At 53.2% G+C, this 25,632-nt stretch carries 30 protein-coding genes; 12 read left to right on the forward strand and 18 right to left on the reverse strand.

Annotation, left to right across the window (positions count from 1 at the left end):
- Positions 1-3: 3 nt before the first annotated feature.
- Entirely contained in the window at positions 4-1,062 is a 1,059-nt protein-coding gene (gene mutY / locus FN082_RS22055; RefSeq protein WP_139540384.1) for an A/G-specific adenine glycosylase, read from the reverse strand.
- Positions 1,063-1,199: 137 nt separating this feature from the next.
- Between mutY and trmB the strand changes: the two genes are divergently transcribed.
- The 4 genes from trmB (at position 1,200) to FN082_RS22075 (ending at position 4,132) form a co-directional block, all read left to right on the forward strand.
- Positions 1,200-1,919 carry a tRNA (guanosine(46)-N7)-methyltransferase TrmB gene (gene trmB, locus FN082_RS22060; RefSeq protein ID WP_142464939.1) on the forward strand — a complete coding sequence of 240 codons (720 nt, stop codon included), beginning with the start codon at positions 1,200-1,202 and terminating at the stop codon, positions 1,917-1,919.
- Positions 1,919-2,245 (forward strand): YggL family protein, encoded by a 327-nt coding sequence (locus FN082_RS22065; RefSeq protein WP_142464938.1) that lies wholly within the window; start codon positions 1,919-1,921, stop codon positions 2,243-2,245. The genes trmB and FN082_RS22065 overlap by 1 nt, the downstream gene beginning before the upstream one ends.
- A 50-nt stretch (positions 2,246-2,295) precedes the next feature.
- Positions 2,296-3,015: a YggN family protein gene (locus FN082_RS22070; RefSeq protein WP_142982371.1), complete on the forward strand. Its 720-nt coding sequence runs from the start codon at positions 2,296-2,298 to the stop codon at positions 3,013-3,015.
- A gap of 112 nt (positions 3,016-3,127) precedes the next feature.
- Positions 3,128-4,132, forward strand: a complete 1,005-nt coding sequence (locus tag FN082_RS22075; RefSeq protein ID WP_142982372.1) for a DUF1202 family protein — start codon at positions 3,128-3,130, stop codon at positions 4,130-4,132.
- 67 nt (positions 4,133-4,199) lie between these two features.
- Here the strand turns inward: FN082_RS22075 and FN082_RS22080 are convergent, their stop codons facing one another.
- The 8 genes from FN082_RS22080 to FN082_RS22115 form a co-directional block, all read right to left on the reverse strand.
- Positions 4,200-5,501: a TRAP transporter large permease gene (locus FN082_RS22080; protein ID WP_142462076.1), complete on the reverse strand. Its 1,302-nt coding sequence runs from the start codon at positions 5,499-5,501 to the stop codon at positions 4,200-4,202.
- Positions 5,501-6,004, reverse strand: a complete 504-nt coding sequence (locus tag FN082_RS22085) for a TRAP transporter small permease (protein ID WP_142464935.1) — start codon at positions 6,002-6,004, stop codon at positions 5,501-5,503. The genes FN082_RS22080 and FN082_RS22085 overlap by 1 nt, the downstream gene beginning before the upstream one ends.
- A gap of 47 nt (positions 6,005-6,051) precedes the next feature.
- Positions 6,052-7,038 (reverse strand): TRAP transporter substrate-binding protein, encoded by a 987-nt coding sequence (locus FN082_RS22090; protein WP_142982373.1) that lies wholly within the window; start codon positions 7,036-7,038, stop codon positions 6,052-6,054.
- Positions 7,039-7,344: 306 nt separating this feature from the next.
- Positions 7,345-8,481, reverse strand: coding sequence for a radical SAM family heme chaperone HemW (gene hemW, locus FN082_RS22095; RefSeq protein WP_139540371.1), 1,137 nt, complete (start codon positions 8,479-8,481; stop codon positions 7,345-7,347).
- On the reverse strand, positions 8,474-9,067 hold the full coding sequence (locus tag FN082_RS22100; protein WP_139540369.1) for an XTP/dITP diphosphatase: 594 nt from the start codon (positions 9,065-9,067) through the stop codon (positions 8,474-8,476). The genes hemW and FN082_RS22100 overlap by 8 nt, the downstream gene beginning before the upstream one ends.
- A 12-nt stretch (positions 9,068-9,079) precedes the next feature.
- On the reverse strand, positions 9,080-9,370 hold the full coding sequence (yggU, locus tag FN082_RS22105) for a DUF167 family protein YggU (RefSeq protein ID WP_142982374.1): 291 nt from the start codon (positions 9,368-9,370) through the stop codon (positions 9,080-9,082).
- A complete protein-coding gene (locus tag FN082_RS22110; RefSeq protein WP_142982375.1) occupies positions 9,367-9,933 on the reverse strand; it encodes a YggT family protein in 567 nt (188 codons plus the stop codon). The genes yggU and FN082_RS22110 overlap by 4 nt, the downstream gene beginning before the upstream one ends.
- 17 nt (positions 9,934-9,950) lie before the next feature.
- A complete protein-coding gene (locus FN082_RS22115; protein ID WP_142462073.1) occupies positions 9,951-10,655 on the reverse strand; it encodes a YggS family pyridoxal phosphate-dependent enzyme in 705 nt (234 codons plus the stop codon).
- A 16-nt stretch (positions 10,656-10,671) separates the two neighbouring features.
- Between FN082_RS22115 and FN082_RS22120 the strand changes: the two genes are divergently transcribed.
- On the forward strand, positions 10,672-11,652 hold the full coding sequence (locus tag FN082_RS22120) for a type IV pilus twitching motility protein PilT (RefSeq protein ID WP_142982376.1): 981 nt from the start codon (positions 10,672-10,674) through the stop codon (positions 11,650-11,652).
- Positions 11,653-12,000: 348 nt separating this feature from the next.
- On the forward strand, positions 12,001-12,654 hold the full coding sequence (locus FN082_RS22125; RefSeq protein ID WP_142464930.1) for a LuxR C-terminal-related transcriptional regulator: 654 nt from the start codon (positions 12,001-12,003) through the stop codon (positions 12,652-12,654).
- Between the two features lie 93 nt (positions 12,655-12,747).
- Here the strand turns inward: FN082_RS22125 and ruvX are convergent, their stop codons facing one another.
- From ruvX to metK, 8 genes are all read right to left on the reverse strand, one after another.
- The gene (gene ruvX / locus FN082_RS22130; protein WP_139540359.1) at positions 12,748-13,164 is read right to left on the reverse strand and encodes a Holliday junction resolvase RuvX; all 417 of its coding nucleotides are present in this window, start codon (positions 13,162-13,164) and stop codon (positions 12,748-12,750) included.
- Positions 13,164-13,727, reverse strand: coding sequence for a YqgE/AlgH family protein (locus FN082_RS22135; protein ID WP_139540357.1), 564 nt, complete (start codon positions 13,725-13,727; stop codon positions 13,164-13,166). Before FN082_RS22135 ends, ruvX begins: the two co-directional genes overlap by 1 nt.
- Positions 13,728-13,846: 119 nt before the next feature.
- The gene (gene gshB / locus FN082_RS22140) at positions 13,847-14,794 is read right to left on the reverse strand and encodes a glutathione synthase (RefSeq protein WP_142462071.1); all 948 of its coding nucleotides are present in this window, start codon (positions 14,792-14,794) and stop codon (positions 13,847-13,849) included.
- Between the two features lie 20 nt (positions 14,795-14,814).
- A complete protein-coding gene (gene rsmE / locus FN082_RS22145) occupies positions 14,815-15,546 on the reverse strand; it encodes a 16S rRNA (uracil(1498)-N(3))-methyltransferase (protein ID WP_139540353.1) in 732 nt (243 codons plus the stop codon).
- A 90-nt stretch (positions 15,547-15,636) separates the two neighbouring features.
- The gene (endA, locus tag FN082_RS22150) at positions 15,637-16,344 is read right to left on the reverse strand and encodes a deoxyribonuclease I (RefSeq protein WP_142982377.1); all 708 of its coding nucleotides are present in this window, start codon (positions 16,342-16,344) and stop codon (positions 15,637-15,639) included.
- A gap of 94 nt (positions 16,345-16,438) precedes the next feature.
- Positions 16,439-16,939, reverse strand: coding sequence for a SprT family zinc-dependent metalloprotease (locus FN082_RS22155; RefSeq protein ID WP_139540349.1), 501 nt, complete (start codon positions 16,937-16,939; stop codon positions 16,439-16,441).
- Positions 16,940-17,014: 75 nt separating this feature from the next.
- Positions 17,015-18,409, reverse strand: coding sequence for a sugar porter family MFS transporter (locus FN082_RS22160; RefSeq protein WP_112217188.1), 1,395 nt, complete (start codon positions 18,407-18,409; stop codon positions 17,015-17,017).
- Between the two features lie 379 nt (positions 18,410-18,788).
- On the reverse strand, positions 18,789-19,943 hold the full coding sequence (gene metK / locus FN082_RS22165) for a methionine adenosyltransferase (protein ID WP_139540347.1): 1,155 nt from the start codon (positions 19,941-19,943) through the stop codon (positions 18,789-18,791).
- A 62-nt stretch (positions 19,944-20,005) separates the two neighbouring features.
- Here metK and FN082_RS30260 point away from each other — a divergent pair, with 62 nt between their 5' ends.
- The 6 genes from FN082_RS30260 (at position 20,006) to speB (ending at position 24,719) form a co-directional block, all read left to right on the forward strand.
- Entirely contained in the window at positions 20,006-20,251 is a 246-nt protein-coding gene (locus FN082_RS30260) for a hypothetical protein (RefSeq protein ID WP_139540346.1), read from the forward strand.
- A 159-nt stretch (positions 20,252-20,410) separates the two neighbouring features.
- Positions 20,411-20,560: a hypothetical protein gene (locus tag FN082_RS30570; protein WP_456237446.1), complete on the forward strand. Its 150-nt coding sequence runs from the start codon at positions 20,411-20,413 to the stop codon at positions 20,558-20,560.
- 85 nt (positions 20,561-20,645) lie between these two features.
- The gene (yqgB, locus tag FN082_RS22175) at positions 20,646-20,777 is read left to right on the forward strand and encodes an acid stress response protein YqgB (RefSeq protein ID WP_139540344.1); all 132 of its coding nucleotides are present in this window, start codon (positions 20,646-20,648) and stop codon (positions 20,775-20,777) included.
- An 8-nt stretch (positions 20,778-20,785) separates the two neighbouring features.
- Positions 20,786-22,762, forward strand: coding sequence for a biosynthetic arginine decarboxylase (speA, locus tag FN082_RS22180; protein ID WP_139540342.1), 1,977 nt, complete (start codon positions 20,786-20,788; stop codon positions 22,760-22,762).
- A gap of 151 nt (positions 22,763-22,913) precedes the next feature.
- Entirely contained in the window at positions 22,914-23,645 is a 732-nt protein-coding gene (locus FN082_RS22185) for a hypothetical protein (protein WP_142982378.1), read from the forward strand.
- Positions 23,646-23,798: 153 nt separating this feature from the next.
- Positions 23,799-24,719 (forward strand): agmatinase, encoded by a 921-nt coding sequence (speB, locus tag FN082_RS22190; RefSeq protein WP_139540339.1) that lies wholly within the window; start codon positions 23,799-23,801, stop codon positions 24,717-24,719.
- 149 nt (positions 24,720-24,868) lie between these two features.
- Here speB and loiP read toward each other — a convergent pair whose 3' ends face one another.
- Positions 24,869-25,627, reverse strand: a complete 759-nt coding sequence (gene loiP, locus FN082_RS22195; protein ID WP_139540335.1) for a metalloprotease LoiP — start codon at positions 25,625-25,627, stop codon at positions 24,869-24,871.
- Positions 25,628-25,632 lie beyond the last annotated feature (5 nt).

Here is a 25,632-nt window from a genome sequence, read left to right on the forward strand (position 1 = left end):
AATCTAAACCGGTACTCCGGCTTTCAACTGTTGCAACAAGCGCTCCACGGGGGCCGCCAGGCCGACGGACGGCGGCTGCGCTAAGTTATACCAGAGTGCGCCCCCTTCATCCATGCATGAGCCGGATGAGTGCACTGTAAGCCACATCGGCACAATATCCAGATGGAAATGGCTGAAAGTGTGGCGGAACGCGGTTAATTGCGTCAGATTATCGGCCTTAATCTGACGCTGTGCCAGCCACTTACGCAGCGCATCTTCATCTTCAAACTGCGGAAAACAGAACAATCCACCCCACAGACCTACCGGCGGGCGCTGGGCGAGAAACACCTCGTCGCCGTGCTGCATCAGCAGGAAGTAGCCGGTACGTTCGGGGATCGTCTGCTTCGGTTTTTTACCCGGATATTGCGCCCATGAATGATTTGCGTAGGCCACGCAGCCGTTGTTTAGCGGGCAAAGTTCGCATTTTGGCTTTGAGCGCGTACATACCATCGCGCCGAGATCCATCATCGCCTGGTTAAACCGTTCCACCCCTTTGGCAGGCGTAACGTCTTCACTGATATCCCACAGGCGTTTCTCAACCTCTTTTTTTCCCGGCCAACCGCTGACAGCATAGCAGCGCGCGAGCACGCGTTTCACGTTGCCGTCGAGAATCGGATAATGCTGACCAAGGGAAAGGGACAAAATCGCGCCCGCGGTGGAGCGCCCAACGCCCGGCAGAGCGGCGACTTCATCGAACGTTTGCGGAAATTTCCCGCCGTGCAGGGTGGCGACCTGCTGTGCCGCTTTATGTAAATTGCGCGCGCGGGCGTAGTAGCCCAGCCCGGTCCACAGGTGCAGGACTTCATCGAGAGGCGCGTTCGCCAGGTCGGTAACCGTTGGGAAACGCGCCATAAAGCGTTCAAAATAGGGGATGACCGTCGCCACTTGCGTTTGTTGCAACATCACCTCGGAGAGCCATACTTTGTAGGGCGTCTTAGCGATTTGCCAGGGCAGGGTTTTACGTCCGTATTTGTCGTACCAGTCCAGTACCTGGGCTGAAAAGTGCGCGGCGAGAAAAGTCAAAGCGACGGCTCCGGGATAGTTATTATAAGGTGGCAGATTGCAGCACAAGGGCGAGAGGCTGTAAACCCTTGCATCCGCCGGGTAACTTTGGATAATGCCCGTTTTCCGAACACATCTCACAAGCAGACTTAACTTTTATGAAAAACGACGTCATATCTCCGGAATTCGATGAAAACGGCCGCCCGCTGCGCCGTATTCGCAGCTTTGTCCGTCGTCAGGGCCGCCTGACGAAAGGTCAGCAGCACGCGCTGGATAATATTTGGCCGGTGATGGGCGTTGAATTCACCGATGCGCCGCTCGATTTCACCGCGCTGTTTGGCCGTGAAGCGCCGGTCACGCTGGAGATTGGTTTTGGCATGGGTGCTTCGCTGGTGGCGATGGCAAAAGAGAAACCGGAACAGAATTTCCTCGGCATTGAAGTGCATTCTCCGGGTGTCGGCGCCTGCCTGGCTTCCGCTGAAGAAGAGGGCGTGCAGAACCTGCGCGTCATGTGCCACGATGCGGTGGAAGTTCTGCACACCATGATCCCGGATAACTCCCTTAATATGGTGCAGCTGTTTTTCCCTGATCCGTGGCACAAAGCGCGGCATAATAAGCGCCGTATCGTTCAGGCACCTTTTGCCGAGCTGGTGAAAAGCAAGCTGAAACTGGGCGGTGTTTTCCATATGGCGACCGACTGGGAGCAATATGCGGAGCATATGCTGGAAGTGATGTCTTCCCTTGAAGGGTATCGCAACCGCTCTGAGAGCAACGACTATGTACCGCGCCCGGAATCGCGCCCGGTAACCAAATTTGAACAGCGTGGTCATCGTCTTGGCCACGGCGTATGGGACTTAATGTTCGAGAGGGTGAAATAATGGCAACGAATCGTAGCCGTCGTCTGCGTAAAAAAATGCATATCGACGAATTTCAGGAAGTCGGTTTTTCCGTCGCGTGGCGTTTTGCGGAAGGAACCAGCGAAGAACAGATCGATCAGACCGTTAACGATCTGATTGATGAAGTGATTGAGCCGAATAAGCTGGCCTTTGACGGTAGCGGCTATCTCTCCTGGGAAGGTCTGATCTGCATGCAGGAAATCGGTAAATGTACTGAGGAACACCAGGCTGCCGTACGTAAGTGGCTGGAAGAGCGCGGGCTTGCCGATGTGCGAACCAGCGAACTTTTTGATATCTGGTGGGACTAAGTTTGACAAGGGTCGGCAACTGCCGGCCCGTTTTGTCTTAAGGGAGTAAAATGATGCGCAAAACGCTGTTAGCAGTGGCGCTTTCCGTCACCGCTTTGTCTGCACATGCAGATTACCAGTGTAGCGTCACGCCGCGTGACGATGTCATCCTCAGCCCGCAGCAGGTGCAGGTGAAGGGCGAAAACGGCGATCTGGTGATTCAGCCCGATGGCAGCCTGACTTACAACGGAAAAGCGTATTCCCTGAGCGCCGCACAGCGCGAGCAGGCCCAGGATTACCAGGCCGGTCTGCGCAGCAGCCTGCCATGGATTGATGAAGGCGCACGTACGCGGGTAGAAAAAGGCCGCGCCGCGCTGGATAAAATTATTACTGAACAGGTGAGTGCCAGCAGCAGCATGCATAGCCGCCTGACTAAGCTTGATGCACAACTGAAAACGCAGATGGCCCGCATTATCGAGCATCGCAACGATGGGCTGACTTTCCACTATAAAGCCATCGATCAGGTGCGGGCCGACGGTCAGCAGCTGGTGAATCAGGCGATGGGTGGGATCCTGCAGGACAGCATCAATGAGATGGGGGCGAAAGCGGTCCTCAAAGGCGGCGGTAACCCGCTGGAAGGGATTCTCGGCAGCCTCGGTGGCCTGCAAACGGCCATTCAGAATGAATGGAAAAATCAGGAAGCAGACTTCCAGAAGTTTGGTAAAGATGTCTGTAATCGCGTGGTTTCCCTTGAAGAGAGCCGCAAAGCGCTGGTGGGTTCGCTGAAGTAAGTTTTCTCCCGCTACCTGCGTCCGCAGGTAGCAAAATCAGATTCTGTTTATCTTTCCCACAGTCGGCAACTCCTTATGATGCATCCTGTAATCATAGAAAAGGAATTTGCTGATGAAACATGCTGGGAAAATGCTTGCCGTTTTGCTTATTACTTCTCCCTTTCACGTACAGGCCGATGCCAATACGCCGACGAGTGATGTTGTGAAACAACAGTTTGCCGAGCAGTCTGATGGAATCATGCGTTTGCAAAGCGTGACCCTGAAACAGCTCGATGCCAGGGGGAATCAGGCAACGTATATGTTGGAGGGGGATATGGCCTCCACCGACGACCTTTATATCCTCGTCGGAGCTGCGGGAGAATATCTGTTTTATGAAAGAGCCTGGACTAAAGGGCGGCCGGTCAAGTTCTCCGCAATGATGACCGCGGTGGGGACAAAAGATTCCGGCTGGAAAACCGAATTCTTTTCCATGCAGATGGCGGCGAAAAATGGCGGCAGACCCTTCAGAGACACCGAAGATTTGAGTAAATCGCTCATCGTCAATGACAGCAAATTTATGGCGCAGTTTGCCAAAATTGATGCCAGTTTTGCCCAAAACAGAGCCACTATGCAGAAGCTGCTGGGGCAACAAGAAAGCCTCAAAATCAAAATGACGGCGCTGGATGAACAAATAAGCCGCTCATGGGGAACGGATGCGAATGGAAAACCGCTCGACCGCAGCGCCGTGCAGCAGGCGATGCTGGAAAAAATGTACGTGGTCGACCGGCAAAACGATCCGCTTAAGTTCGAAAATAACTACTACAAAACCATCTATGAGCCTGCGCTTGCGGCCTGCCAGAAAAAAGCGGTTTGCGATGCCGCACCGCTGCGTGCCGAGCGCGATGCTGCGGTGAATGAGCAGAAGCGTAGCTATTATCGCCAGCATAAGGAGATGAGTGAGAATATCAAAGCAGAGATGGCCGCGCGCGATAAAAAGGTTGAGCCGCTGCAGAAACAGCAGGGCGAACTCAGGACGCAGTTAGCGGCGCTGGAAACGCGTTACAAGAGCCTGGCGCGCGATTATAAATTCTGGCAGGAAGGGGTTGAGAAGATGCGCCGTGATGGGGTCATTAAGTAAAACGGTGAGGTTCATGCTGGTCATTTAGGTGACCAGCATTAGGCTCGAACTTCCCTTTACCAGTCCGTTACATCAGCCCCAGCATCTGCGGAATAAACAGCGAGATTTGCGGGATATAGACAATCATCATCAGCGCGATCAGCAGGGCGAAGTAAAACGGCAGCAGCGGTTTGATTAGTTGCTGAATCTTAACGCCGGAGATGGAGCAACCGACGAACAGCGCGCTACCCACCGGCGGCGTCAATAGCCCGATACACAGGTTGGCGACCATCATGATGCCGAAATGTACCGGATCCATACCCAAGTCCTGAGCGATTGGCAGGAATATCGGGGTGAAAATCAGTACCGCTGGGGTCATATCCATAAAGATCCCGACGATCAGCAGTACGATATTAATCAGCAGCAGAATCACCACCGGGTTTTCAGAAACCCCCATCAGCGCATCGCTTATCATGTAGGGAATATCGGCGTTGGTCATTGCCCACGACATGCCGACTGAGAAGCCAATCAGCAGCAGCACGATAGAGGTCATCACCACTGATTCGAGGATCAGCTTCGGCAGATCGCGCCATTTCACTTCGCGATAAATCAGCACCGACAGGATAAAGGTATAGACCACGGCAATCGCAGAGGCTTCGGTCGCGGTGAAGATACCGCCGAGGATCCCGCCCATCACAATAATAACCAGAAGCAGGCTGGGCAGGGCGTCGAAAAACGCTTTTGCCGCCTGGGCGCAGGTCGGGCGCTCGGAAACCGGATAGCCGCGGCGTTTAGCAATGACGGCGCAGACCACCATAATGGACAGGCCCATCAGAATACCCGGCAGGTAGCCGGCCATAAATAGTGATGCTACCGAGACGCCGCCTGCGGTTAATGAAAAAACAATCAGCACGTTTGATGGCGGAATCAGCAGACCCGTGATGCAGGATGAGACGTTCACCGCCGTAGAGAACGCCGGATCGTAGCCTTTTTGCGTCTGGATGGGGTTCAGGGTGCCACCTACCGCAGCCGCTGCGGCAACCGCTGAGCCTGAAATTGAGCCGAACATCATGTTCGCCAGCACGTTGACGTGGCCCAGAGAGCCGGGTACACGCCCGACCATCACCTGCGCCAGATTGATTAAGCGTATGGCAATCCCGCCGCTGTTCATCAGCGTACCGGCAAAGATAAAGAACGGAATAGCCAGCAGGGCAAAGTTATCCAGCCCGTTTGCCAGGCGCTGAGAAACGGTAATCACTGCGATATCCCAGGGGAACATCAGCAACATCGAACCCACGGTAGCGATGCCGATAGAAAAGGAGATCGGTACGCCGATAAAAACCAGAATAAAGAAAGAGCCAAACAGCGTCAGTGCAATATAGCTTTCCATTAATTAGCCCCCGCTTCAGATTGCTTCATGTTTTTCAGACCGTTGCTGACAAAACACAATGCATAGAACATCATGATAATGCCGGTGAGCGGCAGGATAAGGTACACATAGCCCATCGGGATCTGCATTGCCGCAGAGACCTGAGCCGTCGATAGCGTTTTTTCAATGAGCTTCAGGCCACCGGTGACGATCACTGAACCGGCAAAAATAAAGATCAGCAAATTAATGATGACGCTGAGAAACGCCTGTTTGCGAGGGGGTAACGTCATCGCCAGTAAATCGATAGCCAGATGGCGCTGAGCGCCGACGGTATAAGCCGCACCCAGCAGACCTACCCAGATCATTAAAAAACGTGCCAGCTCATCGGTCAGGGTGCTTGGCGTATTTAATACATAGCGGCTGAATACCTGCCAGACGACGCAGATAACCAGCGCCACCATCACGGCGACAGAGAATGCGGCGATCGTGCGGTCCACCGCCAGCTTTATGCGGTTAAGTATCATCATTAATTTCCTGGTGAAGGCGGGCCAGTTGCCGGCCCGCTAGAGGTTTATTCAGCCGCGGCTTCGAATTTGGCCAGCAGGCCAGCCTGTTTAGGATCTTTTTTGAAGTCATCAAACAGCGGCTGTACGGCTGCACGGAACGGTGCTTTATCCACTTTGACGATTTCGCCACCCATGGCTTTGGCCTGGGCGCGGGTATCGGCGTCGATCTTATCCCACAGCTTTTGCTGATAAACTTCAGAGGCTTTAGCCGCTTTGATCAGGATCTGTTGCTGTTCCGGCGTCAGCTTGTCCCAGGTCTTGCTGGAGATCACGAGGAAGTCCGGGATTGAGGCATGTTCATCTTCAGAGAAAACTTTCGCGATTTCGATGTGGCGGGTTTGAACCCAGGAAGGAACGTTGTTCTCTGCGCCATCTACTACCCCCTGCTGCATGGCGGTATAGACTTCACCAAAAGAAATCGGCGTTGGTGAACCGCCCATTAATTCAATCATTTTAAGCGTGGTCGGGCTGGCCTGGACGCGGATTTTCAGTCCTTTTAAATCTTCCGGTTTAGTGATGGGTTTTTTTGCATAAAAGCTTCGCGTACCGGCGACATAAGCGGAAAGCGCGAAGAATCCTTTATCTTTAGTGGACTCCATTATTTCCTTGCCCACTTCACCGAAAACAACTTTATTGAAATGATTCTGATCTTTAAATAAGAACGGTAAATTATATATCGCGTAGACGTTATCGAATGACTCCAGATCGCTGGCGGAGCCTTTGGTCATATCCAGAGCGCCGTTTTGTAATAGCTCCATGGTTTCACGTGCGCTACCCATCTGGCTGCTGGGATAAATACGAATTTTCATATTACCGCCAGACAGTTGGTTAACCTCTTTGGACATTTCTTCAAACGCCTGATGGACAACGTGGCTGCGTTCGAGGTTATGTGCCAGTTTTAACGTAACTTTCTCAGCTGCGCTAGCGCCTGTAGAGAGCAGGGCAAGCAGAGATACACACACCAGGGAACGAGAAAAAGAGAATTTTTTCATGAGTTGGCTCCATGCACATAGGTTAATTGGTCAATATCTAGAGAGTGATTCCTTATTTCTGTATGACATATTATCCTGGTTGTCCGACATCTTTAAGCCGTCTGACTCACATTTTTTCTCAATGACATAATGAAATGAGGAATTTTGTGCGCTGGGTTATGTTTATTTTTAATAAATGAAGATGAACTTATTTTTATTTTGAATGTGACTAATGAATTGCTCGGAAATAACTTTACAAACATTTCGGAAAAAGCGATCTGTGAATTATCCCGTTATCTTTTAATAACGGGATATGAATTGAGATGTTTATTCGCTAAGGAATAACTCGAGAAGAGAATTTAAAAACAGTTTACCGTGCTCGGTTATTTGCCAGTAGCGCTCATCTTCCGTCAGGTAACCCTGAGCAATAGCAGAATCGATCTGCAGACGGATCGAGCGTTCCTCAAGGCCGGTGTAGCGGCTAAATTCATCACGTGGCGCCGCTTCCAGCAGGCGAAAACGGTTCATAAAGAACTCGAACGGTTTATCGGCGGTTTCCACATCATGCTGGCGTTCGAGGTAGCGGCCTTCCATATAGCCGCGCGGGTGGCGAGTTTTTGCCGTTCGCAGAATACGCCCGTCCGGGAAGGTCACTTTGCCGTGCGCGCCGCAGCCAATCCCCAAATAGTCGCCAAAGCGCCAGTAGTTCAGGTTATGCTGGCACTGATAGCCCGGTTTAGCGTAGGCGGAGGTTTCATATTGCTGATAACCCGCGGCGCTGAGCAAGCGGTGTCCCTGCTCGTAAATATCCCACAGCGCGTCATCATCCGGCAGCACAGGAGGACGTGAACCAAACAGGGTGTTAGGTTCGATGGTCAACTGATACCAGGAGAGATGTGGCGGGTTGAGCGCAATGGCCTGGCGTAGATCGTCCAGCGCCTCTTCCAGAGATTGATCCGGCAGGCCGTGCATTAAATCGAGATTAAAGCTGCGCAGCCCCAGTCCGCTCGCCAGGTTGGCCGCGCGCTTCGCTTCCTGTGGGCCATGAATGCGCCCGAGACGCTGGAGTTTCTGCTCGCTAAAGCTCTGTACGCCGATGGAGATGCGATTAATGCCTGCGCGCTGATACTCCACGAAGCGATCTGCTTCCACGGTACCTGGGTTGGCTTCCATGGTAATTTCCGCATTGACCGCCAGCGGCAGGTGCTCGCGTACGCCATCAAGTAGAGTTTGCATCGCCGGGCCTGAGAGCAGGCTCGGCGTGCCGCCGCCAATAAAAATAGTCCCGATTTCACGTCCCTGTGCGTAGTGGGCGTCGGCCCGCAGATCGTTCAAAAGATGCTGAACGTAATCGTCATGCGGCACTTCGCCCTTCAATGCATGCGAGTTAAAATCGCAGTACGGGCATTTCTGCACGCACCACGGGATGTGAATATAGAGGCTCAGTGGCGGCAAATTAGCCATTACGTAAGGCTTCCAGTAGCAGTTTCAGCGCGCGTCCACGGTGGGAGATAGCGCTTTTTTCTTCGCGACTCAGTTCCGCAGCGGTTTTACCTTCCGTCGGAACAAAGAAAATTGGGTCGTAACCAAAGCCGCCGCTGCCTGCTGCTTCGCGGGCGATCAGGCCTGGCCAGCTGCCGTGGCAGACCAACGGTGTCGGATCTTCCGCATGGCGCAGATAAACCAGAACGCAGTGGAATTGCGCCTGACGTTTATCGTCCGGAACGTCCTTCAGGGTTTCGAGCAGTTTTTCCAGATTGCGCTGGTCGGTCGCTCCCTCGCCGGAATAGCGAGCAGAATAGATGCCAGGCGCACCGCCTAACGCATCTACGGCCAGCCCGGAGTCATCGGCAATGGCCGGTAACCCGGTAACCTGCGCGGCATGGCGTGCTTTCAAAATGGCGTTTTCGATAAACGTCAGGCCGGTTTCCTCGGCGGAATCCACACCCAGTTCGGTTTGCGCGACGATATCGAGGCCAAAATCAGCCAGCAGCGAGGCCAGCTCGCGCACTTTACCGGGGTTGCCGGTAGCGAGAACAACTTTTTGCATAATGAATCCTGTTTATTCCGTCAGCGCTGCGACCCCGGTGGGGATCTGCTGCGGATGAATGATTTTTACCTGCTTGCGGCGGCCAAGTTCGCCTTTTTCGATAAGCACCTGACTTTTTGCCACGCGAAACTGTTTAGCGAGGAATTTTACCAGATGGGCGTTGGCCTGGCCGTCAACGGGAGGGGCGGTAATGGCGACTTTAAGTTCGTCGCCATGTAAACCAACGATGCTGTCGCGGCTGGCCTTGGGCTGAATATACAGCCGTAAGACCAGTCCATCAGCGCAGGCTTCGACGGCACTCATAGCGCCATCCACAGCCCCGGTAGCAGAACGTTGCCGGTCGCCTGCAACAGTTCGGCAATACCTATATTGATAACGTACAGCAGCAGCACCAGCACCATCGGCGAGAAATCAATCCCGCCCATTGATGGCAGCATTCTGCGAATCGGACGCAGTAGCGGGTCAGCCAGCTGCATCAGGACGTATTCTACCGGGCTACGACCCTGGCTTACCCAGCTCATAATCGCCATTAACAGCAGGACCCAGAAAATTAGCGAACCTACGGTTTTAATGAGGATCAGTAGCGCGGAGATCCAGATAATTGGCTGGAAAGTGACGACCATAAACAGGACGATGGCTTTCACAATGCAAAGAATAAATGCGACCAACAGGGAGGCGCTATCCAGTGGCCCCATTGCTGGAATAATACGGCGCAGCGGCCCCACGATAGGCTGCGTCGCCTTGACCACGAACTGCGAAAACGGGTTGTAAAAGTCGCAGCGCGCCCACTGCATCCAGACGCGTAACAACACGACCATCGTGTAAAGCTCAATGACCGTTGAGAGCAGGAAAGTCAACGTCTTCATGGCGTTCCTCAGATTCCTTATTTTTTGCTGTAGTCGCGCGCGCCGAAAATTGCGGTTCCGATGCGCACCATAGTGCTTCCCGCCGCGATGGCGGCTTCCATATCATCCGACATTCCCAGCGACAACGTATCGACCGTAGGGTAGAGCGTTTTTAGTCGCGCAAATGCTACCGCCATTTGTTGGGCGACGGCAAACTGCCTTACATATTCTGACTCTGGTGCGGGAATGGCCATCAAACCGCGTAGCTGCAAACCCGGTAGCTCAGCGATCGCTGCCGCCAGCGCGTCCAGCTCTTCAACCGGAATACCCGACTTGCTTTGCTCATCGCTAATGTTGATTTGAATCAGCACGTTGAGTGGCGGTAGCTGCGCAGGGCGCTGTTCGCTAAGACGAACGGCGATCTTCAGACGATCGACGGTGTGGCACCAGTCAAAATGCTCAGCCACCAGGCGGCTTTTGTTGGACTGTAGTGGACCAATAAAGTGCCATTGTAGCCCAGTTACGCCTTTTTCCTGAAAGTAGCGGATTTTCTCCACCCCTTCCTGAACATAGTTTTCGCCAAATGCGGCCTGACCTGCGACCATCGCTTCTTCGATAGCGCTCGCAGGTTTCGTTTTACTGACTGCAAGCAATGTAACTTCTTCTGGAGCACGGCCGCAGCGTGCGGCAGCGGCTGAGATTTTGTCCCGGACCTGTGCCAGGTTATGCGCAATATTGTTCATATACCGAGGATGAGTTATGGAACTGGAAGAAATAGTGGCCCTTAGTGTAAAGCATAACGTCTCCGATCTACACCTGTGCAATGCTTCAGCACCGCGCTGGCGTCGCCAGGGAAAGCTGGAACCTGCGCCTTTTACCTCGCCGGATATCGGCAAAATACTTAATGACTGGCTTAACGCCGAGCAGCTTGCGCACTGGCAGGCCAGCGGGCAGGTGGATTTTGCCCTTGCGCCAGCAGGCGGGCCGCGTCTTCGCGCCAGCGCCTTTGCCCACACCTGCGGTCTGTCGCTGGCGCTGCGCCTGCTGGCGGAAACATGTCCTTTACTGGAGGAGCTTGGTACGCCTGCTGCTTTAACCGAGCTGCTTAATGAAGAAAGCGGACTTATTCTGGTGACGGGGGCGACTGGTAGCGGTAAATCAACGACCCTGGCGGCGATGGTGGGTTATCTCAACCAGCGTCTCAGTGGTCATATCCTGACGCTGGAAGATCCGGTTGAGTTTATTCACCATAGCGAGCGCTGTCTGATTCAGCAGCGGGAAATCGGCCGCCACTGCCCCTCTTTTGCCGCAGCTTTACGCGCTGCTCTGCGTCAGGATCCGGACGTTATTCTGTTGGGGGAGCTGCGCGACAGCGAAACGATTCGTCTGGCGTTAACGGCGGCGGAGACCGGACATCTGGTGATGGCGACATTGCACACGCGCGGCGCAGCTCAGGCGGTTGAGAGGCTAGTGGATGTCTTTCCGGCGCAGGAGAAGGAACAGGTTCGTAGTCAGCTGGCGGGGAGTTTGTGCGCAGTTCTGGCACAAAAACTGTTTCCGGATACTACAGGCGGAAGAGTTGCGCTATACGAGCTTTTGGTCAATACCCCGGCAGTGGCCAATTTGATCCGGGAGGGAAAAACTCATCAGTTACCTGGCGTAATGCAAACCGGACAGCAATTGGGCATGCAAACATTTACGCAAAGCTTTCAGCAACGTACGGCTGCGGGGCGGTTATAGCTGTATTTTTTATATTCAGACATCTTACCAATGGCTTGTTATGACAATGTTTTATTAATGTTCGGTATCATAATTTTATATTACAGATAAGTACGTGAAATTAAGCCGAATAATGTACGCTGTGAAAAACGAATTGACATAAACCTCCCATAACCAGGAAAAAAGTTTGATAATCTTTTGACTCTCTTAAGGCATTCGATTTATGCTGTTTGCAGGGATAGGAAAATTCCCATGGAATATTGTTTCAGTGTGTAAATGTGATTTGTATTTATAAATACACCAGCGATCGTATTCTGTTTAATTCATTTAACCGCTATGAAGGCGGGTATCAACTAAGGAGAGTTTTAAGTGATTAATTTATCTGAGAATTCCATTCATTCTCGCCAGGTTACTTTTATTACTCACCCATCAATTCAGAGCAAAGCATTTGCAACCTGGTTGGCTGATAGGTTATCCGTTTCGGTCATCCTGCAAAATATTAACAAACCCCTCGCGCAACGTCTTTTGAAAGATTCTGTAATATTATTTGATATCGCTGTTTCAAATAAAAAGTTGAATGGCGTGTGGCGTGATATTATTCGCCTACAGGCAGATAACCCTCGTTTACTGATTATCAATAGCGCGCAAAAGTATGAGCTCTACGAAATGGCGCAATGGCCAGCGCTTTATGGCGTTTTCCGCCATGACGATGATGAATCGCGCTTAATTGAGGGCGTTAAAGCTGTATTGAACGGCGAACAGACGGCTGAATTGAGCGTGATGCACCCGGCAATGTATGCCGCGGATCATGTATCGGCACCTGCGGAAAATTCGCCGCTGACAGAGCGCGAATGCGAGATCCTGAATGAACTTCGCTGCGGTGCGACCAATATGGATATTGCTCGCGCGTTGTTTATCAGCGAAAACACAGTACGTACTCATCTGTACAACGTGTTCCGCAAGCTAAGCGTGAAGAACCGTACTCAGGCGGTGAGCTGGGCGAATGAGCATCTGCGCCATTAATAAACTCTGAGATGGAGAAATGGCACCAGCTGCATGTATCTGGTGCCATTTTGTTGCCTTTAAGCAACGTGAAGTACGACGGCTATAGAGGGGTTAAAAGCCCTGCTCGAAATAGCTTTCCAGAATAATAACCGCAGAAGCAGAATCAACGCTGCCTTTACTGAGCGCGCGAAATCCGCCGTGCTCGAATAACCCGGCTCTGGCTTCAACCGTGCTCAGACGCTCATCATGCAGGGTTATCTGCACGCCAAAACGGCCATGTATTTTATTCGCGAAGTTGCGCGCCCGTGCGGTCAGGGGCTGTTCCGTACCATCCATATTAAGCGGCAGGCCGACGATAACGGCTTCGGGCTGCCACTCTTTCAGCAGCTTCTCGATAACGTTCCAGTCGGGCTTGCCGTCCTGCGCTTTTAACGCGGGGAGGGGGCGTGCAGTACCGGTGATACGCTGCCCAACGGCGACGCCAATACTTTTGGTGCCAAAATCAAAGCCTAAAAAGGTGCCGCTCATTATGCGTGCCCCGCTTCGGCTGGCATCGTTACGATATCAATACCGATGAGCTTCGCCGCATCGCGCCAGCGGTCGGCTATCGGCGTGCTGAACAAAATATTCTGATCGGCCGGCGCGGTTAGCCAGGCGTTATCCAGTATTTCTTGTTCCAGCTGGCCTTTCTCCCACGAGGCATAACCCAGCGCAACCAGCACGTTGCCTGGTTGTTTGTCCGTGCCCAGCGTTTCCAGTACGTCGCGAGAGGTGGTGATCACCGTGTTATCGGAAATACGGATGCTGGAAGAAAAATCGGAGGGCGGAGAGTGCAGTATAAATCCCCGGTCCTCGGCCAGCGGGCCGCCAACCATCACCGGTTTATCCAGACGGATCTCCGGATTACGCGGATCGGGCGTGATTTTTAACTTCTCCAGAATCCCTTCAACCAGCAGATTTTCCATCGGCTTATTAATAATGATGCCCATGGCACCGTCATCGTTATACTCGCAGATATAGACTACGGAGCGGCGGAACATCGGATCCTGGAGAGCAGGCATGGCAATTAGAAAGTGATGCTGTAAATTCATTGTCAGAGGTTCTGTTCCTGGTTCAAAAAAGCAGCACCCAGTATGCGGGTAAAGCAAGAAAGTGTCGATTCAACTTTATCTTTCAGGCTACAGGCGCTGGCCCGTAGCCTGAATTGCGCTTATTTATTGAGGCGCTTCTCGATGGCGTCCATCAGCATCCCGGTGATGGAAATCGGGAAGGCGGCTTCGATTTCACGTACGCAGGTCGGGCTGGTGACGTTAATTTCCGTCAAGCGATCGCCGATGATATCCAGACCGACGAAGATTAAGCCTTTCGCTTTCAGCGTCGGACCAACGCGGCGGGCGATAGCCCAGTCACTTTCGGTCAGCGGACGTGCTTCGCCACGACCGCCAGCAGCGAGGTTGCCGCGGGTTTCACCACCCTGCGGGATGCGGGCCAGGCAGTATGGTACCGGCTCGCCGTCAACCACCAGTACGCGTTTATCGCCGTCTTTAATCGCTGGCAGATAGTTTTGCGCCATGCAGTAGCGGCTGCCCAGTTCGGTCAGCGTCTCGGTAATAACGCCGAGGTTAGGATCGCCCTCTTTCACGCGGAAAATGGACGTACCGCCCATACCGTCCAGCGGCTTGAGGATGATATCGCCATGTTTTTCCCAGAAGGCTTTTAATTGGGTTTTATTACGGGTGACCAGCGTTTCCGGGGTCAGCTCGGAGAACCAGGCAGTAAACAGCTTTTCATTGCAGTCGCGCAGGCTTCGCGGCTTGTTGACGATAAGCGTCCCTTTCTCTTCGGCGCGTTCCAGAATATAGGTGGCGTAGATAAACTCGGTATCGAACGGTGGGTCCTTACGCATCAGAATGACGTCGAGGTCAGCCAGAGGCAGATCCTGCTCACCGTTGAACTCGTACCATTTATCGTAATTTTGCTCGACGCTCAGCTTGCGCGTACGGGCGCGGGCTTCACCGTTGATTAAGTACAGGTCATTCATCTCCATATAATGGAGTTCATAGCCGCGACGCTGCGCTTCCAGCAACATGGCGAAGCTGGTGTCTTTCTTGATGTTGATGGTTGCGATGGGGTCCATCACGATGCCGAGCTTGATCATTGTTCTTCTCCGTTAACGCTTCAACCTAAGTCGCCAAAACGCACCTGCAGGGCGGTTATGGCAGTGAGCGCAGTTGTCTCTGTACGCAGAACGCGCGGTCCCAACAGGATATCAGTAAACTGATAGCGAGCGGTCATGGCTATCTCTTCCGCCGACAGGCCGCCTTCGGGGCCAATCAGCAGGCGAACGCGCTCGACCGGTAGCGGCAGCGTGTTAATGCTGGCGCTGGCGCGAGGGTGCAAATTAAGCTTCAGCCCCTCGTCCTGCTCCGCACACCAGGCTTCGAGCTGCATTGCCGGGCGGATCTCCGGCACCACGTTGCGGCCGCTTTGCTCGCAGGCGGCAATGGCGATTTTTTGCCACTGCTGGATCTTCTTCTGTAAACGTTCGGCATCCAGTTTAACGCCACAGCGTTCGGAAAACAGTGGCGTTATGAGGCTTACACCAAGTTCGATCGATTTCTGGATGGTGAATTCCATTTTTTCGCCACGGGACATGACCTGGCCTAAATGGATATGCAGCGGTGATTCGCGATCGTCGATTTTGCTACTCTGTACTTCAACCAGAACATTTTTCTTACCGGCTTCGACAATGACCGCTTCGAAAACCTGATTGCTGCCGTCAAAAAGCTCAATTGCCTGACCTTTACCCATACGTAAAACGCGACCGACATGGTTAGCCGCGTCGTCGGAGAGGGCAATCTGATTACCCGTCGTAATACGTTCCGGGTGATGGATGCGAGGAATGCGCATGTTTGATATTCCGTTCTTCGCGCAGATGTTGTCTTCCCCCATCAAGGGGGAAGAGTGAAGCTGCAAATTAACAATTGCCGCTAGTGTAGGTTAGCTCTTTTGCGCCTGGCAAGCCTGCAGGACGTAAGGATTGTGGTTGCCCTGAACTTTGGCAATACGCGCGTCGCGCTCGCATTCCCAGGTGGTCACCGGATACTGCTTATCCCAGGCGGTAAACAGCTGGGTTTGTTGGCGGGAAAGGTTTAGCTGATAGCGGTCGCGCATATAGAAGTAGGTTCGGGCGATAGATCCCCGGGCGCGAACCGGCGGCTCGGCGACTTTGTCTTTGAAATCGACCTTCATAGCACACTGGCCGTACTGACCCTCGCCACCGTTCCACTGGCTGTACATAAAGTTGCCGCGATCGCCATTGACCTCGCCAACTGCGGGCTGCAGATTATGCATGTCGCTTTCCATTTTGCGGTATTCCGGGTCTTTGGCGCAGTTTTTTCGCCCGCCGTCTTGCCAGCACTGGCGCTGATGGCCGAACTGCCATGCCGGTACCACATGTTCCCACTCTACCCGGCTGGCGCGGTTTTCATTTTTACGCACTTTGTAGCCACAAGATTCCAGGTCGATAACGCCCTTTTTCCCCTGCCAGTTGATTTTACAGCCGCAGTAGAAATCGCCGGGGACGTCGGCGTTCACTTTGACGCCAGCGGCCTTGGCCTGGGAAAAACTGTTGATGCCTTCCGCCGCGAGCGGGGCGCACGCCGCCGCGCTAAGAAAAGCGGCGGCAAAAATAGAAATACGGGACATTGTGAACTCCGTGTCAAAACGAGCCCGCAACGTAGCGAATGTGGTTGCCCGACGCAATCAGTCAGATCAGAAAATTTCCAATTATTTCCGGAGATTACTTTTCCGCCACCAGAACATCGCCGCAGCGGACGCAGCGGTAGGTGGCTTCCCCACGCACTACGCGATTGTGACGGCGGACGGTTAGCTGGTGCTGCTGACACTGGCAGCGGTAGGAGAAGGTGTTTTTGCGCACCGAGTCGAGTTCGAAACGATGGGTACGTAGGGCCGGAACGCCCAGTACGCTTTCCATCATCCATTTCCACTCTTTACCGTGCGGCGCGACGCGGCCAAAGTGTTTCCATACCAGCAGATGAGCCAGCTCATGCGGCACGACTTCGTCGATAAAAGCCTGCTGGTTTTCCAGCAGCAGCACTGGGTTAAGGCGAATTTCGTTTTTTTCCAGCCAGGCGGTGCCTGCCGAGGTTCCCCGCTGCTGATAAACCAGCGCCGGTTCAGGGTAGCTTCGCCCCAGTTTGAGGTTCGCTTTGGCCAGACTCTCCCGCAGGCTGCGCATAACGGCCTGTTGCAGGGCAATGGGAATTCGGGGTGTTTTCATAGCGCCAGAGGATAGTGCGGCAGGAAGTCGAGAGCAAGAAGAAGCTTCCTCCCGGGCGGGAGGAAGCCTGTTGGGTTAGTCGCGAGCGCCGATTTCGCGCAGTTTACGGCCTTTCATCAGGTTACGTTCGATATGTTCCAGAGAGACGTTTTTAGTTTCTGGAATCAGCCACAGCGTCAGGAAGATGAACAGAACGTTCAGACCGCCATAGACCCAGAAGGTATTGGCGCTGCCCAGCGAGTTCAACATGGTCAGGAACGTTGCGCCGACGATCATGTTGGCAATCCAGTTGGTTGCCGTTGAGCAGGTGATACCGAAATCACGCCCTTTCAGCGGCTGGATTTCAGAGCAGAGTACCCAAATCAGCGGACCGGCGCTCATCGCAAAACCAACGATAAACATCAGCAGCATCAGTACGGCAAAGTACTGCGCGGTGGCGGAGTGGATACCGATATGCATCATACTACCCAGCACGCCCATACCGACGGCCATGACGATAAAACCGAGGATCAGGGTTGGTTTACGGCCCCAGCGGTCTACCAGACCGATGGCAATAAAGGTTGCCAGAACGTTGGTCAGGCCGACGATCACCGTACCCCACATCTGTTCGGTGGTATTGGCATAGCCTGCGAGTTCAAAGATTTTCGGCGCGTAATACATGATGACGTTCATACCGGTGAACTGTTGCATCACTTGCAGCAGAACGCCGAGGAACACCGCGCGACGGAAATTGCTGTTTTCTTTAAACAGCGACCAGCCGGATTGTTTTACCTTCAGGCTTTCGCGGATCTCATCCAGCTCGCGTTTCGCTTCAGCGCTGGTGTCTCGCAGGCGCAGCAGCACGCGTTCGGCATCGACAAAGCGGCGCTTAGCGGCAAACCAGCGCGGGCTATCCGGCAGGAAGATGACGCCAATCAGCAGTAGAATCGCCGGGATAATGATGACGCCCAGCATCCAGCGCCATGCGCCGCTGTAGCTGAAAGCGGTATCCGAAAGATAAGCGCCGAGAATGCCAATGGTGATCATCAACTGATACATCGAAATCATGCTGCCACGAATTTTTTCCGGCGCGATTTCCGACAGATACAGCGGAGCAGTGTAGGACGCGACGCCAACCGCCAGCCCGAGCAGCACGCGGGAGATCAGCAGCACTTCAACGTTTGGAGCGGCCGCCGAGAACAGCGAACCGGCAACGAACAGTATAGCGCCAATCATCAGGCTTTTTTTGCGTCCGAGTTTGAAAGAGAGCCAGCCGCTACCGACTGCGCCAACGGCGGCGCCGAACATCATTGAGCTCACCACCCATTCCTGGGTATGAGCGCTTATCTGAAACTCGTTGGCAATAAAGGGTAAGGCACCCGCAATCACACCGATATCAAGGCCGAACAGCAGGCCAGCCAGTGCGGCGAGGAAGCAGACAAAGAACGTCATCGTCTTGTTCGAGCGCCCTTGTTTTTTGTTGTCAGGCATAACGCCCTCCAGTTGAGTTATTGATTCTGTCGATGCTTAGGGTAGGGAAGTCTGTAGTAAAAAAATGTGATAGTAATCACGTCTGTGTAATCGGTTACACTACCGTAAAGAAACGTAATTCATTTAATTTTATTATAATCAATGAATTATATAAGTTTAGGCGAAGAAATTAAAAACGCTAATCAGAGTTTCCTGAAATATTGTGTAACATAGTGATGCATTATTGCATTAAGAGTGTTTAATGATGAAAAATTCGCTTCGTGAGTGATGTAATCGCTTTCATTTAACTTTTGTGACAAAGGGAGGAATGGCGCTGCGAGGATGTGAGAAAATAAAAAGGCCAGCACGCGGCTGGCCTTAAAAGTGAGGAGAGCGTGGCTTATTTCAGACCGGCCGCTTCGCGCAGCTGGGCTGCTTTGTCGGTTTTTTCCCATGGGAAATGTTCGCGACCAAAGTGACCGTATGCTGCCGTCTCTTTGTAGATCGGGTGCAGCAGATCCAGCATCTGAATCAGGCCGTATGGACGCAGGTCGAAGAACTCGCGTACCAGCAGGGTCAGCTGTTCAGACGGCACTTTTTCGGTACCGAAGGTTTCAACCATGATTGAAGTCGGTTCAGCGACGCCGATAGCGTAAGAAACCTGAATCTCGCAACGGTCAGCCAGACCAGCCGCCACGATGTTTTTCGCAACATAGCGTGCCGCATAGGCTGCAGAACGGTCCACTTTTGATGGATCTTTACCGGAGAATGCGCCGCCGCCGTGACGAGCCATGCCGCCGTAGGTATCAACGATAATTTTACGCCCGGTCAGGCCGCAGTCGCCCATTGGTCCGCCGATAACAAAACGGCCTGTTGGGTTGATGAAGAATTTGGTTGCGCTGGTCAGCCACTCGGTCGGCAGAACCGGTTTGATAATCTCTTCCATCACTGCTTCCTGCAGTGATTTCTGATCGATGCTTTCGGCATGCTGGGTAGACAGAACAACCGCATCAATACCGACAACTTTACCGTCGTCGTACTGGAAAGTGACCTGGCTTTTCGCATCCGGGCGCAGCCACGGCAGAGTGCCATTTTTGCGAACTTCAGCCTGACGCTGCACCAGACGGTGAGCATAGGTGATCGGCGCTGGCATCAGTACATCGGTTTCGTTGGTGGCGTAGCCAAACATCAGGCCCTGGTCGCCCGCACCCTGTTCCAGCGGATCGGCACGGTCAACGCCCTGGTTGATGTCCGGAGACTGTTTGCCGATAGCGCTCAGGACCGCGCAGGAGTTGGCATCAAAGCCCATATCGGAATGCACGTAGCCAATTTCACGCACCGTGTTACGGGTGATCTCTTCGATATCAACCCATGCGCTGGTGGTGATTTCACCGCCAACCAGAACCATGCCGGTCTTGACGTAGGTTTCACATGCTACGCGCGCTTTCGGATCCTGCTCAAGGATTGCATCAAGCACGGCATCGGAGATTTGGTCAGCAATTTTGTCAGGATGCCCTTCTGATACGGACTCGGACGTAAAGAGGTGTTTTGCCATGTTTTATTTCACCTGTGGACGATTCGGGTAGCTCATACTGTTGTGTAGAGAGGCTTTGACGGATGACCCTACCAAAGCTTGCAGGTAGTGACACGAGCAGTCTGAGTGTTAATCAGTATAGATGGATTAACTTCTGGACGGCTATTTTAGGTCAGTTCTTGACCCCATTTCCAGCCTTTTTTGATATTCGTCGCATTTATGGAAAAAGGGCGGTGGCAATTTTTCCTGACAACCCCCGGCAAAGCACATATTTTTATTTTGCTTTTTACCCCGCTTATCGGTATAAAACGCCGCGCGCGGCTCATTAAAAAAGCGCACGAGCTTTCATCTCGTGATGCCACTTCCAGCCGGGTTAAGCAGTCTGTATTTACAGAGTCCCGCAGCGGCGTTTGCGCTGGCTGTTCGGAATGTATAGCTTTGGCTTGTCGCTGGCCCGTATCGGGGCAGTGTGGAGGTGATCCCAGATAATGAACCCACGTTTTTCGCCTGATTCGCCGCGTCGTTCCGTCGCGCGTCACTATCCCGCAACCTGCATCACTCTCATGCAAACCTGCCGATGTTCTACCCATCTCGGCGCTTCTCAGGATTCCAGGGCCGGTCGGCCATCGGACAACTGAACAAGGGCGCTCTTGCGATAGCAAGGGTTTTCTCGTGGTTTCTCCGGACTGTCATACTCCGTTCGGGTACGTGCTTTACGATGATATGAATAAGAAACCGGTCGCGCAGTCGCAAGATCAGCACTATCTGCTGGGATTTCGGACTGTTTATGGGTTGTTATCGCTTCTTCGGATTGCGATAGTAGTCAACTGTTTTACACTTGTTAATAAAATTTGAGGTTCGCTATGTCTGACGACATGTCTTTGTTTTCGCCTTCGTCAGCAGGCGATCACGGTGTACTACGTTCCATGCAGGAGGTTGCGATGAGCTCCCAGGAAGCCAGCAAGATGCTACGTACTTATAATATTGCCTGGTGGGGTAATAACTACTACGACGTTAACGAACTGGGCCATATCAGCGTCTGCCCGGATCCCGACGTCCCGGAAGCGCGCGTTGACCTTGCCGAGCTGGTGAAAGCGCGTGAAGCACAGGGGCAGCGTCTGCCTGCGCTGTTCTGCTTCCCGCAGATTTTACAGCATCGCCTGCGTTCAATTAATGCCGCCTTTAAACGCGCGCGTGAGTCTTACGGCTATAACGGTGACTACTTCCTGGTTTATCCGATCAAGGTGAACCAGCATCGCCGCGTGATTGAATCGCTGATCCACTCCGGCGAACCGCTGGGTCTGGAAGCCGGCTCGAAAGCTGAGCTGATGGCGGTCCTCGCGCACGCAGGTATGACCCGCAGCGTGATTGTGTGTAACGGTTATAAAGACCGTGAATATATCCGCCTGGCGCTGGTGGGTGAAAAGATGGGCCATAAAGTCTATCTGGTCATCGAGAAGATGTCGGAAATCGCTATCGTGCTGGAAGAAGCCGAGCGCCTCAACGTGGTGCCGCGTCTTGGCGTACGTGCGCGTCTGGCGTCTCAGGGCTCCGGCAAATGGCAGTCCTCCGGTGGAGAAAAGTCAAAATTCGGCCTCGCGGCTACGCAGGTTCTGCAACTGGTTGAGATTCTGCGTGCCGCTGGGCATCTGGATAGCCTGCAGTTGCTGCACTTCCACCTTGGCTCGCAGATGGCCAATATACGCGACATCGCCACCGGTGTGCGTGAATCGGCGCGTTTCTACGTCGAACTGCATAAGCTGGGCGTGAATATTCAGTGCTTCGATGTTGGCGGCGGTCTCGGCGTTGATTATGAAGGGACGCGTTCGCAGTCCGACTGCTCGGTCAACTACGGTCTGAACGAGTACGCTAATAACATTATCTGGGCGATTGGCGATGCCTGTGAAGAGAACGGTCTGCCGCATCCGACGGTGATTACCGAATCAGGCCGCGCGGTCACTGCGCACCACACCGTACTGGTCTCGAATATTATTGGCGTTGAGCGTAACGAATACACTGAGGCGACCCCGCCAGCGGAAGACGCCGCGCGTCCGCTGCAAAGCATGTGGGAAACCTGGCAGGAGATGCACGAGACCGGCAACCGCCGCTCGCTGCGTGAATGGCTGCACGACAGCCAGATGGATCTGCATGACATTCATATCGGCTACTCCTCCGGCACCTTTAATCTTCAGGAGCGCGCCTGGGCGGAACAGCTGTATCTGAATATGTGCCATGAAGTGCAGAAACAGCTCGACCCAAGCAATCGCGCGCATCGTCCTATTATCGACGAACTGCAGGAGCGCATGGCGGATAAGATTTACGTCAACTTCTCCCTGTTCCAGTCGATGCCGGATGCATGGGGTATCGATCAGCTATTCCCGGTGATGCCGCTGGAAGGGCTGAATATGGTGCCGGAACGCCGTGCGGTGCTGCTGGATATCACCTGCGATTCCGATGGCGCTATTGACCACTATGTGGATGGCGATGGTATTGCGACCACCATGCCGATGCCGGAATACGACCCGGAGAACCCGCCAATGCTGGGCTTCTTTATGGTTGGCGCCTATCAGGAAATTCTCGGCAATATGCACAACCTGTTCGGCGATACGGAAGCCGTAGATGTGTTTGTGTTCCCTGACGGCAGCGTGGAAGTTGAGCTGTCAGATGAAGGGGATACCGTGGCGGATATGCTGCAGTACGTGCAGTTGGATCCGAACACGCTGCTGACTCAGTTCCGCGATCAGGTGAAAAAGACGGATCTGGATGCTGCTTTGCAGCAGCAATTCCTTGAAGAATTCGAGGCAGGTTTATATGGATATACCTATCTCGAAGATGAATAATTAAGAGTATTCCGCTTGAGAGCTGATTTATTTATATAAATCGGCTCTTTTTTTATTGATAGAATCTGAAATAGAACCATCTACGCTTTTTAATTTTATTAATACCGTTACTATTACTGGCAGCTGACCTCGCAGCAGAAAAGGATGAAAGATGAAAGGATTTAAAGTTAACGGCGTGATTGCCGGAATATTATTATTATTAGGTGGTTGCTCCAGCTCAATGCAGTCCAGCAGGGCACCGGCTTCAGATGTAGGAACAGCCTGGGGCGGCGACGTACACTCAACGGTTAAGGGCGTCTCGGTTGAGCGAGCGGAACGCGAGCCCTCTGAAATGGTATTAATAAACTATTCGACTAAATACCAGTCGGGATACGACAAGGTATACAGCATTCGTATCAGCGAGCTGGAATATGCCGTGCGTGATGCTAATTTTAACTCTCTGCCGATTACTCGCCGCTACAACTCATCGGTCGGGCAATGGCAATATATTATTCCAGCCAGAGTTGGAATGAACTATCAACTGTATGTGCGTAATCACAGTCGCAATACAAACTATGAAATTGTTGCGACGGTTGATGGCCTGGACGTGCTAAACGGTAAACCGGGTTCTTTAAACAACAACGGTTATATCGTTAATGCAGGCGATTCGCTGGCGATCAAAGGGTTCAGAAAAGATAAGCATACGGAGGCGGCATTCCAGTTCTCTGATGCCGCGGATTCCTATGCGGCTAACTCTGCGCAAGGAGACGTCCGCAATACCGGCGTGATTGGTTTTGCGGCGTTTGCATTACAGGGTCCTGCTGCGAAAACGTTGCCGCCGTGCCCAGCCCAGGCTTTCCCGGCAGACAGCAACGACTATGCGCCGCCGCCTTGTCGTAAATAAACGCTTTGCTTGAAGCCGGTTAGTTTTAGGGCGATAATTACGTCCAATATGCTATATATGTATACCCAAACCCTTTCTCGTCGGGCCTAACGACGCGAAAGGGTTTTTTTATATCTTTTTCAAATACCAAGACGGCAAAAAGAGGTCATACCCATGAGCACCTTAGGTCATCAATACGATAACTCCCTGGTATCTAACGCATTTGGCTTTCTGCGTCTGCCGCTGAATTTCCAGCCGTATGACAGCGATGCTGACTGGGTGATTACCGGCGTCCCGTTTGATATGGCGACTTCCGGGCGCGCGGGCGGCCGCCATGGCCCGGCGGCGATCCGCCAGGTCTCTACCAACCTTGCATGGGAGCACAACCGTTTCCCGTGGAACTTCGATATGCGCGAACGCCTGAACGTCGTTGATTGCGGCGACCTGGTTTACGCGTTCGGCGATGCGCGCGAGATGAGCGAAAAGCTACAGGCACATGCGGAAAAACTGCTGGCCGCAGGGAAACGTATGCTCTCCTTCGGCGGCGACCACTTTGTCACGCTGCCGCTGCTGCGTGCCCATGCTAAGCACTTTGGCAAAATGGCGTTGGTGCACTTCGATGCCCATACCGACACCTACGCCAACGGCTGCGAATTTGACCACGGTACCATGTTCTACACCGCGCCGAACGAAGGTCTGATCGATCCAAATCACTCGGTGCAGATCGGTATCCGCACCGAGTTTGATAAAGACAACGGCTTTACGGTGCTGGATGCGGGGCAGGTTAACGATCGTACCGCTGATGATGTCATTGCCCAGGTTAAGCAGATCGTTGGCGATATGCCGGTCTATCTGACCTTTGATATCGACTGCCTCGATCCGGCGTTTGCCCCGGGCACGGGTACGCCAGTGATCGGCGGTCTGACGTCGGATCGCGCGATCAAACTGGTGCGTGGGCTGAAGGATCTGAATATCGTCGGGATGGACGTGGTGGAGGTTGCTCCGGCTTACGATCAGTCTGAGATCACTGCGCTGGCTGCGGCGACGCTGGCGCTGGAGATGCTCTATATCCAGGCGGCGAAGAAAGGCGAGTAATCGGAATCGGACTATTTTACTCGCCATTTTGAACCCGGGCAGTGCTCTCCATCCTCACGTACTACGTGTACGCTCCGGTGGCTGTGCGCTGTCCGGGTTCAAACTGGCTTCGCCAATAACGTCCGATTTGTTACAAATTGGGTCGAGAATTACTTAATCCCGTCCGCGGCCATCCGATCACGAATATGCTGAGCGCGCGCCTCTGATGCCGGGTGGTCGTCAAACATTGAACTTTGGCGACCGGCTTCCAGCTTCGCTAGCTTTTCGAAGCTGGTGGCGAGACCCGCCGGGTTAATACCACGTTTACGCAGCAGATCGTAAGAGTAATCGTCCGCTTCTGACTCCTGGCGCTGGGAGAACTGTGAGTTCACCAGTTTCTCACCCAGATCGCCTAACTGCGATTGCGACAGGCTGCCAACGATGCCGCCAGCGGAAGCCGCCGCTGCGCGCACGGCGTTGGTCCCTAACGCCACCTGCATGCCTTTCTTCACATGGCCAAGCGCGACGTGGCCCATTTCGTGGCCAATGACCGCTTCGACCTCGTTATCATTCATTAAATCCATCAGTCCGCTGTAAACGCGGATGCAGCCGTTAGCCATGGCGAAGGCATTAACGTCTTTGGTTTGGTACACCTTGTAGTTCACTGGCTGGCCGTTGATATTGTCCCCCAGCGCGGCGGCGATTTTAGTCAGCCGTTTGCTGTATTCACTACTGGCAGGCGCGATAGTGGCTTTGGCATCCATCTCCTGGCAGGCTTTATCGCTTAAGGTCTTGACCTGCTCGTCGCTGAGCGAGTAGGCCTGGAAAGCTTCCGCGCCGGAGCTAAGCAGGCCATTGGAGTCCATGTTCTGGCATCCGGTAAGCGTTGCTGCGATCCCAAGGGCAAGAATAGCTGAGCGAATTTTCATTTTTT

Source organism: Klebsiella spallanzanii (genome assembly GCF_902158555.1).
Classification (GTDB): domain Bacteria; phylum Pseudomonadota; class Gammaproteobacteria; order Enterobacterales; family Enterobacteriaceae; genus Klebsiella; species Klebsiella spallanzanii.

What these genes read in the sequence shown, in the direction of transcription:
- trmB (WP_142464939.1), top strand. Translation starts at nt 1,200, where the DNA reads ATGAAAAACGACGTCATATCTCCGGAATTCGATGAAAACGGCCGCCCG.
- FN082_RS22065 (WP_142464938.1), top strand. Translation starts at nt 1,919, where the DNA reads ATGGCAACGAATCGTAGCCGTCGTCTGCGTAAAAAAATGCATATCGAC.
- FN082_RS22070 (WP_142982371.1), top strand. Translation starts at nt 2,296, where the DNA reads ATGATGCGCAAAACGCTGTTAGCAGTGGCGCTTTCCGTCACCGCTTTG.
- FN082_RS22075 (WP_142982372.1), top strand. Translation starts at nt 3,128, where the DNA reads ATGAAACATGCTGGGAAAATGCTTGCCGTTTTGCTTATTACTTCTCCC.
- FN082_RS22080 (WP_142462076.1), bottom strand. Translation starts at nt 5,501, where the DNA reads ATGGAAAGCTATATTGCACTGACGCTGTTTGGCTCTTTCTTTATTCTG.
- FN082_RS22085 (WP_142464935.1), bottom strand. Translation starts at nt 6,004, where the DNA reads ATGATACTTAACCGCATAAAGCTGGCGGTGGACCGCACGATCGCCGCA.
- FN082_RS22090 (WP_142982373.1), bottom strand. Translation starts at nt 7,038, where the DNA reads ATGAAAAAATTCTCTTTTTCTCGTTCCCTGGTGTGTGTATCTCTGCTT.
- hemW (WP_139540371.1), bottom strand. Translation starts at nt 8,481, where the DNA reads ATGGCTAATTTGCCGCCACTGAGCCTCTATATTCACATCCCGTGGTGC.
- FN082_RS22100 (WP_139540369.1), bottom strand. Translation starts at nt 9,067, where the DNA reads ATGCAAAAAGTTGTTCTCGCTACCGGCAACCCCGGTAAAGTGCGCGAG.
- yggU (WP_142982374.1), bottom strand. Translation starts at nt 9,370, where the DNA reads ATGAGTGCCGTCGAAGCCTGCGCTGATGGACTGGTCTTACGGCTGTAT.
- FN082_RS22110 (WP_142982375.1), bottom strand. Translation starts at nt 9,933, where the DNA reads ATGAAGACGTTGACTTTCCTGCTCTCAACGGTCATTGAGCTTTACACG.
- FN082_RS22115 (WP_142462073.1), bottom strand. Translation starts at nt 10,655, where the DNA reads ATGAACAATATTGCGCATAACCTGGCACAGGTCCGGGACAAAATCTCA.
- FN082_RS22120 (WP_142982376.1), top strand. Translation starts at nt 10,672, where the DNA reads ATGGAACTGGAAGAAATAGTGGCCCTTAGTGTAAAGCATAACGTCTCC.
- ruvX (WP_139540359.1), bottom strand. Translation starts at nt 13,164, where the DNA reads ATGAGCGGCACCTTTTTAGGCTTTGATTTTGGCACCAAAAGTATTGGC.
- FN082_RS22135 (WP_139540357.1), bottom strand. Translation starts at nt 13,727, where the DNA reads ATGAATTTACAGCATCACTTTCTAATTGCCATGCCTGCTCTCCAGGAT.
- gshB (WP_142462071.1), bottom strand. Translation starts at nt 14,794, where the DNA reads ATGATCAAGCTCGGCATCGTGATGGACCCCATCGCAACCATCAACATC.
- rsmE (WP_139540353.1), bottom strand. Translation starts at nt 15,546, where the DNA reads ATGCGCATTCCTCGCATCCATCACCCGGAACGTATTACGACGGGTAAT.
- endA (WP_142982377.1), bottom strand. Translation starts at nt 16,344, where the DNA reads ATGTCCCGTATTTCTATTTTTGCCGCCGCTTTTCTTAGCGCGGCGGCG.
- FN082_RS22155 (WP_139540349.1), bottom strand. Translation starts at nt 16,939, where the DNA reads ATGAAAACACCCCGAATTCCCATTGCCCTGCAACAGGCCGTTATGCGC.
- FN082_RS22160 (WP_112217188.1), bottom strand. Translation starts at nt 18,409, where the DNA reads ATGCCTGACAACAAAAAACAAGGGCGCTCGAACAAGACGATGACGTTC.
- metK (WP_139540347.1), bottom strand. Translation starts at nt 19,943, where the DNA reads ATGGCAAAACACCTCTTTACGTCCGAGTCCGTATCAGAAGGGCATCCT.
- FN082_RS30260 (WP_139540346.1), top strand. Translation starts at nt 20,006, where the DNA reads ATGACCCTACCAAAGCTTGCAGGTAGTGACACGAGCAGTCTGAGTGTT.
- FN082_RS30570 (WP_456237446.1), top strand. Translation starts at nt 20,411, where the DNA reads ATGAACCCACGTTTTTCGCCTGATTCGCCGCGTCGTTCCGTCGCGCGT.
- yqgB (WP_139540344.1), top strand. Translation starts at nt 20,646, where the DNA reads ATGAATAAGAAACCGGTCGCGCAGTCGCAAGATCAGCACTATCTGCTG.
- speA (WP_139540342.1), top strand. Translation starts at nt 20,786, where the DNA reads ATGTCTGACGACATGTCTTTGTTTTCGCCTTCGTCAGCAGGCGATCAC.
- FN082_RS22185 (WP_142982378.1), top strand. Translation starts at nt 22,914, where the DNA reads ATGAAAGGATTTAAAGTTAACGGCGTGATTGCCGGAATATTATTATTA.
- speB (WP_139540339.1), top strand. Translation starts at nt 23,799, where the DNA reads ATGAGCACCTTAGGTCATCAATACGATAACTCCCTGGTATCTAACGCA.
- loiP (WP_139540335.1), bottom strand. Translation starts at nt 25,627, where the DNA reads ATGAAAATTCGCTCAGCTATTCTTGCCCTTGGGATCGCAGCAACGCTT.